At 44.7% G+C, this 12,398-nt stretch carries 11 protein-coding genes; 3 read left to right on the top strand and 8 right to left on the bottom strand.

The features are described 5' to 3' along the window. Positions 1–2: 2 nt before the first annotated feature. On the bottom strand, positions 3–764 hold the full coding sequence (locus AAA952_RS17535; protein ID WP_219252965.1) for a gamma-glutamyl-gamma-aminobutyrate hydrolase family protein: 762 nt from the start codon (positions 762–764) through the stop codon (positions 3–5). A gap of 713 nt (positions 765–1,477) precedes the next feature. Beyond that, positions 1,478–2,026, bottom strand: coding sequence for a cupin domain-containing protein (locus AAA952_RS17530; protein WP_028760885.1), 549 nt, complete (start codon positions 2,024–2,026; stop codon positions 1,478–1,480). Between the two features lie 236 nt (positions 2,027–2,262). Here AAA952_RS17530 and AAA952_RS17525 point away from each other — a divergent pair, with 236 nt between their 5' ends. After that, a complete protein-coding gene (locus AAA952_RS17525; protein ID WP_338258712.1) occupies positions 2,263–3,570 on the top strand; it encodes an NAD(P)/FAD-dependent oxidoreductase in 1,308 nt (435 codons plus the stop codon). Between the two features lie 205 nt (positions 3,571–3,775). On the opposite strand, the gene AAA952_RS17520 is transcribed toward AAA952_RS17525, so the two are convergent. From AAA952_RS17520 to AAA952_RS17500, 5 genes are all read right to left on the bottom strand, one after another. Further along, positions 3,776–4,288, bottom strand: coding sequence for a DUF2937 family protein (locus tag AAA952_RS17520; RefSeq protein ID WP_311905064.1), 513 nt, complete (start codon positions 4,286–4,288; stop codon positions 3,776–3,778). Positions 4,289–4,387: 99 nt separating this feature from the next. Then, positions 4,388–5,245: a sulfurtransferase gene (locus AAA952_RS17515; protein ID WP_338258711.1), complete on the bottom strand. Its 858-nt coding sequence runs from the start codon at positions 5,243–5,245 to the stop codon at positions 4,388–4,390. Between the two features lie 289 nt (positions 5,246–5,534). Continuing rightward, positions 5,535–5,948 carry a septal ring lytic transglycosylase RlpA family protein gene (locus AAA952_RS17510; protein WP_338258718.1) on the bottom strand — a complete coding sequence of 138 codons (414 nt, stop codon included), beginning with the start codon at positions 5,946–5,948 and terminating at the stop codon, positions 5,535–5,537. Between the two features lie 781 nt (positions 5,949–6,729). After that, a complete protein-coding gene (locus tag AAA952_RS17505) occupies positions 6,730–7,182 on the bottom strand; it encodes a HEAT repeat domain-containing protein (protein ID WP_259521998.1) in 453 nt (150 codons plus the stop codon). 165 nt (positions 7,183–7,347) lie between these two features. Continuing rightward, the gene (locus tag AAA952_RS17500; RefSeq protein WP_338258710.1) at positions 7,348–8,295 is read right to left on the bottom strand and encodes a hypothetical protein; all 948 of its coding nucleotides are present in this window, start codon (positions 8,293–8,295) and stop codon (positions 7,348–7,350) included. Between the two features lie 411 nt (positions 8,296–8,706). On the opposite strand from AAA952_RS17500, the gene AAA952_RS17495 reads away from it, so the two are divergent. After that, a complete protein-coding gene (locus AAA952_RS17495; protein ID WP_259512830.1) occupies positions 8,707–8,832 on the top strand; it encodes a hypothetical protein in 126 nt (41 codons plus the stop codon). Between the two features lie 391 nt (positions 8,833–9,223). On the opposite strand, the gene AAA952_RS17490 is transcribed toward AAA952_RS17495, so the two are convergent. Beyond that, positions 9,224–10,720 (bottom strand): aldehyde dehydrogenase, encoded by a 1,497-nt coding sequence (locus AAA952_RS17490; protein ID WP_338258709.1) that lies wholly within the window; start codon positions 10,718–10,720, stop codon positions 9,224–9,226. 279 nt (positions 10,721–10,999) lie between these two features. Between AAA952_RS17490 and AAA952_RS17485 the strand changes: the two genes are divergently transcribed. Next, the gene (locus tag AAA952_RS17485; protein ID WP_338258708.1) at positions 11,000–12,364 is read left to right on the top strand and encodes an aspartate aminotransferase family protein; all 1,365 of its coding nucleotides are present in this window, start codon (positions 11,000–11,002) and stop codon (positions 12,362–12,364) included. The last annotated feature ends 34 nt before the right edge of the window (positions 12,365–12,398 follow it).

Raw genomic sequence — 12,398 nt, 5'->3', positions numbered from 1 at the left:
TATTATTTCACTCGAGTTGTAGCCCTACGTCGGCATGCATCACCGAAGGCATTGAAAATGGAGAGGTAAAACGGATTCTCGCTCACCTTCCACTCTGGATGCCATTGCACACCGAGGGCAAATTCTTTAGTACCAATTACGGAGAAAGCCTCCACTAACCCATCTGGAGCATAAGCTTCTGGCCGCAACCCAACACCCAGGCGCTCCACGCCTTGAGTATGTACAGAGTTAATCTCTGCAGAGTTACGGCCCCAGGCCTCGTAAATAAGCCCCCCGGGCTCAACAGTAATACTGTGAGAAGCCCCATACTGCACATCTAAGGATGTGGTTTTATCTTCTCGATGTTCAATAAAGCCACCCACCTCATGGAGCTTCTGATGCAAACTGCCACCAAAAGCCACATTCATTTCTTGAAAACCGCGACAAATACCTAATACAGGTACCCCAGCAGCAATAGCAGCGTGGATCAGCGGCAAAGTTGTCGCGTCACGTTTAGGATCATGGTGTGTACCAAGCTCACTCGGCTGGCCTGCATAAAGATGGGGTTCTACATTAGAAGGAGAGCCAGTAAACAAAATACCGTCAAGACGATCTAAAATAGCGTCTATCGGTAAATCGCCACCTAAAGATGGGATCACTAACGGCCAGCCTTTCGCGCCATTAACTACGCCTAAAAGGTATTTTTCACCAACAATATTAAAGGGGTGTGATCCCAATTGTTGATTGCATGCAATAACACCTATGAGGGGTAAATCGGCTGACATATCTCACCTTTAGAATTGATTTTACTAGCATAACGAACACTTTGCCTTTAAATGTTCATTTTTTCACACAGTACACCGAAATTTAGCACTAGGCAAGAGGTTAAACACTTGTTAAAGGTTATTTAATCCACTTATTCTTAATAAGCATAAATAACATGTAGTTAAATATATATTTACCCCATTTCAGGCTAATTCATGTATATAAACCGGCAGTTACACCAGCATAAAACTCACTTGTTACCGAGTAAATTAAACCGTATTCGAAGCAAATTTGAACCAATATTATTTACACAAAGAAGAGGATACATAACCAATATGACAGGGTTAAAAAGTAGGTAATACCAATCGTATTAAATATCTGTTCATTCAGCGGGAGTTCAACGCGCTTTAGACAAGGCGAAGGCTTGAAGGCATAGTGGCGCTCTGTCGAAAGCCTTGAACGTAGTATAAAGCGCGTTGCCATGTAGTGAACATCAGCCGCCCTTCGGGAGCCTCACAGGCATGCCACTCCCGTGTTGCATTGACTTAAAAGGGAATGACCATTTCTGCGTCAATGCGCCTTGGATTGAAATGCCTGTGAGGCTCTGAACTGATTAGATATTTAATGTGATTGGTATAAATCCGCAGGAATGTTGAATAACAGTATTACGCCACTCACCTTTAGCTAATAAGTGGCCTAATATGTTGAATAATAGGGTAAGTTAATGACTTAATTAGAAGTTTGCAGGCGTAGTCGCACTCACAAGGCGACAAGGTTCATCGAAGGGATTGCGGAATCTATGGGGTAATTCACTGTTAAAATAATAACTGTCACCCGCTTCCAAAATATACACTTCATCCCCAACAGTGAGTTCGAATTTACCTTCTATCACCATAGCGGCCTCTTCACCTTCGTGCTTTAGCATCTCTTCACCCGTATCTGAACCGGGTGGGTAAATCTCATTCATCACTGACATTGCACGGTTCGGGTAATCACGGCCAATCAGTTTAAATTCAAGTGGCCCAGTACCGATATTCAGTAATTCATTGGATCGATAGACGACCTTTTGCTCACTATCCGTTGAGGCTTCAATGGAGAAAAAGTCCACTAAAGACATCGGGATACCCGACAGCACTTTTTTTAAAGAGCTGACTGACGGGCTAACACTGTTTTTCTCGATCATTGAAATCGTACTGTTAGTCACACCAGCACGTTTGGCTAATTCTCGTTGAGATAAGCCTTTCATTTTTCGAACAGTTTTGAGGCTGGCTCCAATATCCAAATTTCACATCCCCCTAAAGGCTCGGGTCAATCCCGATAGATGACGAACAGGTTGTTCAGGATAAACACCATCCAGAACGCATTTTCGCCCAAAAAGCGCGTGTTTTACTGCTTTCATTGTATTCTACATAAAAAGCGTGTTAAATAAAACGAACACTTTTTTGCGTCATGTTAAAAGTGTGATGAGTATACTGAGACAAGTCCAATTTACAATAAAAACAATTTTTGGGAGCCATAATGGCAAACAAACCTCCAGTGCACAGCGAACAGTATCCACACTCTTATTATGTTGATACTGCTAAAGAAATTTACGCGCACCCACAACTCGAAGGCAATATCAGTGCCGATGTCTGCATAGTGGGCGGCGGCTTTAGCGGTATCAATACCGCCATAGAACTCGCACAGCGCGGTATGAGTGTTGTGCTGTTAGAAGCGAGGCGAATTGGCTGGGGCGCATCGGGGCGTAATGGCGGCGAACTCATTCGCGGCATAGGCCATGACCCTGCACAATTTCAAAGTGAAATAGGCACTGAAGGTGTTCAAGCAATTCAACAGATGGGCTTTGAAGCCGTCGAGATAGTGCGAAATCGCATACGAGAACACAGTATCGACTGTGATCTGCAAATGGGTTATTGCGACTTAGCGGTAAAACCTCGTCACATGGATGAGCTTGAAGAAGAATTTTGCGCACTCAAGGCCATGGGTTATCAGCAAGAAATCAAGCTGTTAACTAAGGCGCAATTAGGTGAAGTCATAGGCTCAGACTTTTATCAAGGCGCGCTAGTTGATATGGGTAGCGGCCATTTACACCCGCTGAATCTTGCCCTCGGTGAAGCTCGCGTCGCCCGCAATCTCGGCGCTAGGTTGTTTGAGTACAGCGCTGCTGAAAAAATCATTCAAGGCGCCAAACCTAAGGTCATTACCGCTAAGGGCGAAGTCACATGCCAATACTTAGTGCTGGCGGGCAATGCCTATATCGGCCACAAACTTAATAGCTTTGTAGGGGGGAAAGTATTACCTGCAGGCAGTTATTTATTGGCAACAGAGCCCTTAACTGAGGCCCAATGCGCGAGTATTATCCCGCAAAACATGGCCTTCGCAGATATGCGAATTGCCCTAGATTACTTTCACTTATCGGCAGATCGTCGTTTGCTGTTTGGCGGCCTTTGTACCTATTCGGGTAAAGATCCGAAAGACATTGAAGCGGCACTGAGACCGAATCTTGAGAAGGTTTTCCCGCAATTAAAAGGGGTACGTATCGATTATGAATGGGGCGGCATGATAGGCATTGGGGCTAACCGTATGCCACAAATTGGTCGCCTGCCCGATGCCAATAATATTTTCTACGCCCAAGCCTATGCAGGACATGGCGTGAATGCCACTCACATGGCGGCAAAACTACTGGCCGAGGCCATTTGCCAACAAGCGGGACATTTCGATGTGTTCGCAAAAATCAAACACATGACTTTCCCCGGCGGCCCGACATTCCGCTCACCTATGCTCGCGGCTGGCATGCTGTATCACAGATTTAAAGACTTGTTTTAAGGACTGGTTTGAAGCCATAACGCATGATGCCCATCGGATAAACAATCAGATGGGCATCATTGTCATATGCGCGAGCCATTTAACCACTCGCTATTTAGATACGAGTCATTCAACTGCAAGTCATTCTTTACAATTAGGGCTGCAACAACGCTAAGCCTCGCCTAAGAGATAACCTCGGTCTGAGAACCATAACGACTTTTAAAAGCTAATTTGCTCTCGCTAATCTCTGCCGCTTTCTACGCCTTCCCCACAGGATAAAAGGGATAGAACCGAGATAATGCACGACTAACGCCACCACAACCCCAAAGCCAATCCCACTGGTGGTTAAAGGTATTCCTGGCTTAAAGTTACTGACGGTTTTCTCAAGATAATCAAAGCGAACGGGATTAAACATGTAGGCAGTTTTCTCAAACAAATTGCCCGTGTTAAACATCGCCAAGCCTTGTGTTAACTCTTTATAAAGCTCGATTGTCTGTACCTTTTGCTCGGCGTCGGCACGCACGCTAGGCTCCTCATTTTGCTGGTGACGGGCAATCATGGCCTCAGCATCGGCATAATGATATTCCTTAGCCGTTGCCTCGTAGCCTTCTACCTGCCATTGGGTCGATGCATAAAGTCCAGCGAGAAATTGCTGATAATGATCAGCCAGTTGCGGCAACTGCAAGGCAATCACCAGAATCAACCCAAAAACCAACTTATCAATCAATCTGCCAATCAAGGGATCCTCCTTGGTGATCTAGCCAAACAACGCAGCGGTTACGACACCGCAATGACATAATGCTCAAAACTGTACTGACTCAATCAATGCACGGCACAATTAGCACTCAATTGGCAGATCGGTACGACTGCCCCAATCCGCCCACGAGCCATCATAGAGGATGGGATGTGTATGCCCTACCGCAACCGAAGCCAAAATCAAAATGCACGCCGTAATCCCAGAGCCACAGCTAAATATCCGTGCGGGCTTATCCGCTGCTAACCCTTGATAAATCGCCTGTAACTCACTGGCCGTTTTGATTTTATTGCCATCAAGCACTTGAGCGAAGGGTAAGTTCACCGAGCGTGGAATATGTCCTGAGCGCACACCGGGGCGCGGCTCACTCACTTGGCCTAAAAAGCGTGGCGCACCACGGGCATCGACAATCGCGGTTTCGGCATCTTCGATACGTGATAACACGGCCTCGGCATCCATCACGCGCTCGGGGTGGTATTGCAGCACATCAACTAAAGTATCGACATCCGTCGGGCCGTAATCTACGCCTTCGGCTTGATAACGCGATGAGGTAATGCGGTCTTCTTCAATCCACTGAGGCAAGCCACCATCGAGCACATAGACTCGATTAAAACCCATGACTTTAAAGGTCCACCACGCCCGTGGAGCTGAATAAATACCTTGATTATCATAGATAACGATAACACTGTCGGCCTCAATCCCAAGTTGCGCTATCCCTTGGCTGAATTGCTCAAACGTCGGCAAGGCATGGATTTGAGTTGAAGTTTTATCGCAAAACACATTTTCCAAGTCGAATCGACGTGAGCGCGGAATACAAATAGGCTCATCGTAAACCAGAGGTTCTTTCCCAATAACGGTTTCCATACTGGCATCGAGCAAGACTAAATGGGGATCGGTGAGATGTGCTTCGAGCCACTGCGTACTAACAAGTGGGTATTCCATAGCGGGTCCTTTTACTGTTATCCAAGTCTGCCGCTAGTCTCTCACCAAATGCCGTAAAGCCCAAATATCGGCTTAACAAATTGTCTGCTGTGGGATTTTATTTAAAAGCGTCGACTCGATTTCATGCACTCAATCATTAAATTGCGGCGAAGCCATATTTTGAAGAGAGTGCTTTAAACTGCTCATTTTTAATGATGCTGCTTTCAAAACGATCTTTTCGATATGACCGTGTTCGAGATAGCCTTTTTCGCAACAGTCCTTTTCTAGACAGCTGCTTTCAAAATAGCCGCTACTTAATCACTTCTATTTTCACGTCAATCAAACCAGAGGAAGTGTTGCCTATGCTACTGAACGCCGATTTAGACAGATCAATAATGCGGCCACGCACGAAAGGCCCTCTATCATTGATTTTTACAATCACACTTTTGCCATTATCAACATTGGTGACCTTAACGCTCGAACCAAAGGGTAACTTTTTATGCGCCGCCGTCTTTAACTTATGTTTGTAAAACTCACCGCTGGCCGTCTGCTTATTTTGATGTTTATCCCCATAAAAGGAAGCTTGACCCGATTCAGTGAATCCCACCCAGTTACCATTTTCACCCGTCTGCATTGAAGAACAGCCAGCCAAAAAACTTAACAATGCCAGTACAGATAGTTTGACGAAATTGAACTGCCTAATTGGGTTTTGAAGTGCATTCATTTGAAGTGCATTCACATGACACCCTCTCTAATGAGTGAACGCTTTGCTAACGAGCAATAGACTCAGCAAAAGTCACGGGGAAAATAACGAACAACCTTAGATGGCAAAGCTCGAAGCTTGCATCCTAAAAGATCAAAATAAGAAACAATAAATTTCCACGAGGCTACAGCAGTTGCACGCTAAAATCACGTACTTACAGGTGAATGCTCTCTGTTTGAAGTCAAAAGGTTGCGGACATACTGACTTAAAAACAGACAGAATAGCGTTAAAAATAGAGGCCTAGTACGACTAAATAACTTGTTTGGTAACTTAAATGCTGGCCCCTACTAATGGGCAAGCCATGATGTTCACTCACCGACACGCAGCAAGTCCCTCCCTGGATGCTCGACCGCCCCATCCATGGGGCGGACGGTCGTCTCGCCAATCACCATGGCTCACCTTTTTTGCATTAGCGTAACCTATAGATTTAAAAGCTTTACGCAGCACGCTTTGGAACAAAACCTTGTTAGATAATTCACTCTTATGAGCCAGATTCGGATTAGCTATTCTATTAGTAATGCTTCGTTTGGCTACAAACTAATCAATGAACGATATAACCAGTCGGAATAGGCATAACAGGGACATGAATCAGTTCTCTAGAGATTTGATTCATCTTAAGGGAACAAACCGCCCCAGAATAGCCGCAAATGGGGCGCTAGAGCGGGTTTTAGCGGTTGGCGTGAATCAGTCTGGTGTAGAGTGATTCTACTAGTCATTATTTAAGTGTAAAAGGTTAGTACGCTTATTTTTTAGGTAAACCTGTGAATACACTCTCAATCCATGAATCAAATTTACTGCCTTTATCAAAGCTCATGACATCATACATTTCAGGATTTAGTTCTTTAAATCCGGCTTTGAATATTTCAAGATTAAACACTTCAACTTCTTTCTCCCGCTTAACTCTGAGAAATGATTTAGTGAAATCTTTAGCTTTAAACCCTATATCTTTTTTGCCTAGGCTAATAGGCTTTCCTTTTTTAGTAATTCCAAGTGCTTGAGCAGCTCGAACAGCCTCCTCTTTAACTTTGAAAACTTTATCGTGCAACGCCAGTCTAGTTATAACATCTCTGGATTGCTGACAATCATACTTTCTTAGTTCTTCTAAAGCTAAAAATCGAGTTTCCCAGCTGTGTTTACAATTAGCATTTTTGATCAGGTCTTCGATATTTATTGGGGGTTCCATTATAAGTGCCATTAACTTTCCTTATGTGATGAATGCTAGATGATGAACTCTTACGTGCTAACACTGGGTTTAGGGGCTGACAAAGCAAAACCACTGAACCCAAAATAACAACCGAAACAACAAATGTCTATTTAAACTGAGAGTGTCACGCATTGGTAGTCAATCTTAAAGATTTTGTTATATAACAGGTTTTTCCCCTAACTCACTTATCGTCACTTGAGAGTTGAAATCACTTGAGTTGATGATTCCCAACATTTTATATGCATTGTTACCATGCTTAATTACGGGAACTTTGGTTTTAATTTTGCCGTTGCTTGTTTCATGGTCTATTTCAAAAACCCAAGCCAATGTACCGTGCTCGATTTGTTCGTAACTGGATACAGCCATTGAAAGAAGATGATTATCGTAAGTATATCGAGCAGTAACATTTAACCCAACTCGGACATATTCGCCATTTATGTAACAGTAAAGAACTAAACGCCTGTCGTTTTCAAACGTAAAAGTAGCTACGTCTTTTACTACACCTTTTGAACCTTCATGCAACTCCTTTATTAAAGGAGAAATAAGTTCAACAAAAGACATGTTATAAATTTTGTCTCTAGACCATATTTTCTCATTTGAGTGTATTAGTTGGCGATCTACTAACTTTAAATCAATACTTCCTTTCTCAACACAACAACTCAAAACATCAATGCCAGTAATACAGACGTTTTCATACGATACATAAAATGATAAAAAATTTAGTGGAAGCGACTCTGGAGTTTCCTCCTTTAGATTAACGAGAAGAACCCTATTACCTTCAAATCTTGCAACCTCTTTTACACTTTCAGGAAATTCATTTCGCGAAATGCAGATTAAGCCATTAGCACCAACGTCATCTAGCTTCTGTAACCAATCGTTGAAAGTGGCAATATTAACTTGCGACTTTCGATCCTGAACCTCAACTATTGTCACGTTACGACGAAATTCGGGACCACTCTCAATGACAACGTCACATTGCCTAGTTCTTCCCGTTTGTGAATTCAACACTGGTAACATAACATTCTGACTAATAACTGAAGATGGAGAAATAGATCTTTCTATTAGCTCCACTATTTTTTCAAGATCATCCCCTAGCTTCGCCATAAGATTAGAACTCCTCATTTTGAATATCGTATAACCAGAACCATTGTAAAGTTCACATGCGCGTTTTCAAACCGATTATCTAACCTACCTAAAATTTAAGCTATTAAATTTTATAGTTTTATCTTTACTGCATTGGAATAATACGCACGTAAATTGACTAAGAATCACATATTTTGAATTTAGTGCAAAAGTGCGTTAACCCGAAGCCAACGCAAACAGACGGGCATTGGCGCGTGAATCAGACTAGGTAAGTCTGATTCACTGTAACGATTTTTGCAATCCCTCATGGTCAGGTCTTTCTTTTGGGTACCCATTACTTTAAGTATCTCAAATTATCAGATAACAAAGGGCTGATCTTCGAGCCGTGGCGCACTTAGGGGCAATATTTTTTTAGCTAAACGAACAGCAGAAGTGTTAGTTAAGATTGGCATTGTTGCAACTGTGACCGTTGGCGGCATGGATGCCGTCGTCGAGCCCTCAGGGACGAGTTTATGGCGAGTCACAGGGGAAACAATGACAATTCATGCTGCAAACTGACAACAAAGTTATCTTGCTTTGGGGCAATAGCTTTTTCGCAGAACGGCAGCGAGAGGGTTGGTTAGGATTGGCATTGTTGTAACAGTGACCGTTAGCGACATGGCCGCTTTTTCACATCCCTGCGAACACGGCATATACACTTCCGTGTGCTGTAGATGTTGCCGTCGAGCCTAGAGGGATTCTTCTTTTTAAATCTAAAGACGGCGAATCACAGGGGAAACAATGGCAATTAATGCAGCACAACTGACGATTCAATGAGCTTGCTTGGGGTAAAGACGCCCTAAAAATAAAAAACCTCTTTCCATGTAATATGAAAAGAGGTTTTAGTATTGAGCGAAAGTGGCTCCTTCTCTTATATAGACAAAAAAGAGCGGCTATAAAAACAGAACGCTTATAACACGATCCAAGTCGCTTTCAGTTCTGTGTATTTGTCGAAGGAGTGCAGAGATTTATCTCGGCCATTACCTGACTGTTTATAGCCACCGAATGGCGCTGTCATGTCGCCGCCATCGTAATGGTTGATCCACACCATGCCAGCGCGCAGGGCTTTAGCGGTTTTATGGGCCTTGCTAATATCCGATGTCCACACGCCAGCGGCTAAACCGTAAATAGTATCGTTGGCGATTGATATCGCTTCTTCCATGCCATTAAATTCAATGACAGATAACACAGGGCCGAATATCTCTTCACTGGCAATTTTCATTTGGTTGTTTACGTTAGAAAATACCGTTGGCTGCACATACACACCGCCCGTATCGGCCATAACTTGGCTGCCACCGTGGACTAAGGTCGCGCCTTCATCTTTACCTGATTTGATGTAACTGAGTACTGTGTCTAACTGTTGTTTATCAACAACGGCGCCGCTCACAGTCGCAGGGTCGAGTGGATGACCCGGATGCCACGAGGCTAGCTCCTCTGCAATAAGCGCGATAAGCTCATCTTTCACCCCTGATTCCACCAGCAAACGTGAACCTGCAGTGCAGACTTCACCTTGGTTAAAAGCAATGGCTTCGGCCGCGGCAACGGCAGCGGCTTTCAGATCTGGCGCATCATTAAAGACGATATTGGGGCTCTTGCCTCCCGCCTCTAACCACACGCGTTTCATGTTCGACTCGCCAGCGTAAATCATTAATTGTTTTGCGATTTTGGTGGAACCTGTAAACACCAACGTATCCACATCCATATGCAGGGCTAAGGCTTTACCTACGGTATGGCCAAATCCTGGCAACACGTTTAATACGCCTTGTGGGATCCCAGCTTCGATAGCCAGTTGCGCCATACGGATAGCCGTTAAGGGTGACTTTTCAGAGGGTTTTAATACCACACTGTTACCCGTGGCAAGTGCAGGCCCGAGCTTCCAACACGCCATCAGCATAGGGAAGTTCCACGGCACAATTGCAGCGACAACACCAACAGGTTCACGGGTGATCATGCCAATTTCATTGTGAGCGGTTGGTGCGAGTTCATCGTAAATTTTATCAATCGCTTCGCCAGACCAGCGAATCGCACGGGCGGCGCCCGCCACATCCACCGCTTTAGAGAAACGAATAGGTTTACCCATGTCGAGGGTTTCTAACAATGCGAGTTCATTGGCATTTTCTTCCAGTAATTCTGCGAAACGTATCATCACTTGTTTGCGCTTTACTGGAGACTGCTGCGACCAAACACCGGAATCGAATACGCTGCGGCCATTGGCAACCGCAAGATTGGCATCCGCAAGATCGCAACTCGCCACTTTTACCAGCAAGCGGCCATCGATAGGGCTAATACAATCAAAGGTGTTACCCGAAACGGCATCTTGGTATTCGCCATTGATAAACGCCTTCCCATTAATAGACAGGCTGGCAGCCAGACTTTCCCATTCGCTGCGTTTCTTCGGTGTGCTCATGATGACCTCTTAATAGTTCGCATAGGTGTGGTTTATCGTTCATCGACAAGAAATTGTGTTCAGTGACGACATTAGCGCAAATGCTACACATCATCACAGTCGTAATCCGAGCTTCAGATTACGCTGTTTGAGCAATAAAATTCAATATTTTTTACAAAAATAGCTTTTTTGCCACAAATAACTGCACACAGCTCTTCCATGTTCATTATTTCTAACATAGCATAGCAAATATTAGCCACCCTAAAACAAGACCTGAAAATACAGGACAAGGTAGACACTATGGCCGATTTGCCGCTCAATTCCTCAAGTGATGCTTCACATCAATCTTCAACTGAGCATCCCTCACTTGAACATTTCTGGATGCCTTTTACCGCCAACCGCCAATTCAAAACCAACCCGCGGTTACTCACCAAAGCGGAAGGCATGTATTACACGGATATTGATGGCAATAAGGTATTAGATGCTACCGCCGGTTTATGGTGTTGTAACGCAGGCCATGGTCGCAAAGAAATCAGCGAAGCGGTCAGCAAACAAATTAAAGAGATGGACTACGCGCCCTCCTTCCAAATGGGTCATCCGATTGCCTTTGAACTTGCCGAGCGCTTAGTCGAGCTCAGTCCTGAGGGATTGAACAAGGTCTTCTTTACTAACTCAGGTTCTGAGTCCGTCGATACTGCACTTAAGATGGCACTTTGCTATCACAGAGCCAACGGTCAAGCCTCACGCACCCGCTTTATCGGCCGAGAAATGGGTTACCACGGTGTAGGTTTTGGCGGTATATCTGTCGGTGGATTAAGCAATAACCGCAAAGCATTTAGTGGCCAATTATTGCAAGGCGTCGATCACTTACCGCACACCTTAGATATCCAAAATGCGGCATTTACCCGTGGACTCTCGCACTTTGGCGCTGAAAAAGCCGAAGTATTAGAACAACTAGTGACCCTGCATGGCGCCGAGAATATTGCCGCCGTGATCGTTGAACCAATGTCAGGCTCAGCAGGGGTGATATTGCCGCCACAAGGTTACTTAAAACGTCTGCGTGAAATCACTAAAAAGCACGGCATCCTACTGATTTTTGACGAAGTCATTACCGCTTTTGGCCGCGTTGGCGCCGCTTTTGCGAGTCAACGTTGGGGCGTTATTCCAGACATGATCACCACTGCTAAAGCCATCAATAACGGCGCCATCCCTATGGGCGCAGTGTTTGTGCAAGATTTTATCCACGACACTTGCATGCAAGGCCCCACAGAACTGATTGAGTTTTTCCACGGTTACACCTATTCAGGTCATCCAGTCGCAGCCGCCGCCGCACTTGCCACACTATCGATTTATGAGAATGAGCAATTATTCGAACGTAGTTTTGAGCTTGAGCGCTACTTTGAAGACGCAGTGCACAGCCTCAAAGGGTTGCCGAATGTGATTGATATCCGCAACACAGGCTTAGTGGCGGGGATTCAATTCTCCCCTAACGCTCAAGGCGCGGGTAAACGGGGTTACGGCGTGTTTGAACACTGCTTCTGCCACGGCACTTTAGTGCGAGCCACGGGCGACATCATTGCCATGTCACCGCCACTGATTGTCGATAAACGCGAGATTGACCAAATGGTTAATAGCCTAAGCGATGCCATTAACGCCGTTGGATAATAGCACCAGCGGTTCGTTCCACTCTCACATTTAA

The sequence above is a fragment of the Shewanella sp. M-Br genome, assembly GCF_036245925.1.
Lineage (GTDB): Bacteria > Pseudomonadota > Gammaproteobacteria > Enterobacterales > Shewanellaceae > Shewanella > Shewanella oncorhynchi.
Note: the sequence above shows the minus strand (reverse complement) of the source record. Positions and strands in the feature narration are given on the sequence as shown.

What these genes read in the sequence shown, in the direction of transcription:
- AAA952_RS17535 (WP_219252965.1), bottom strand. Translation starts at nt 764, where the DNA reads ATGTCAGCCGATTTACCCCTCATAGGTGTTATTGCATGCAATCAACAA.
- AAA952_RS17525 (WP_338258712.1), top strand. Translation starts at nt 2,263, where the DNA reads ATGGCAAACAAACCTCCAGTGCACAGCGAACAGTATCCACACTCTTAT.
- AAA952_RS17515 (WP_338258711.1), bottom strand. Translation starts at nt 5,245, where the DNA reads ATGGAATACCCACTTGTTAGTACGCAGTGGCTCGAAGCACATCTCACC.
- AAA952_RS17510 (WP_338258718.1), bottom strand. Translation starts at nt 5,948, where the DNA reads ATGAATGCACTTCAAAACCCAATTAGGCAGTTCAATTTCGTCAAACTA.
- AAA952_RS17505 (WP_259521998.1), bottom strand. Translation starts at nt 7,182, where the DNA reads ATGGCACTTATAATGGAACCCCCAATAAATATCGAAGACCTGATCAAA.
- AAA952_RS17500 (WP_338258710.1), bottom strand. Translation starts at nt 8,295, where the DNA reads ATGGCGAAGCTAGGGGATGATCTTGAAAAAATAGTGGAGCTAATAGAA.
- AAA952_RS17490 (WP_338258709.1), bottom strand. Translation starts at nt 10,720, where the DNA reads ATGAGCACACCGAAGAAACGCAGCGAATGGGAAAGTCTGGCTGCCAGC.
- AAA952_RS17485 (WP_338258708.1), top strand. Translation starts at nt 11,000, where the DNA reads ATGGCCGATTTGCCGCTCAATTCCTCAAGTGATGCTTCACATCAATCT.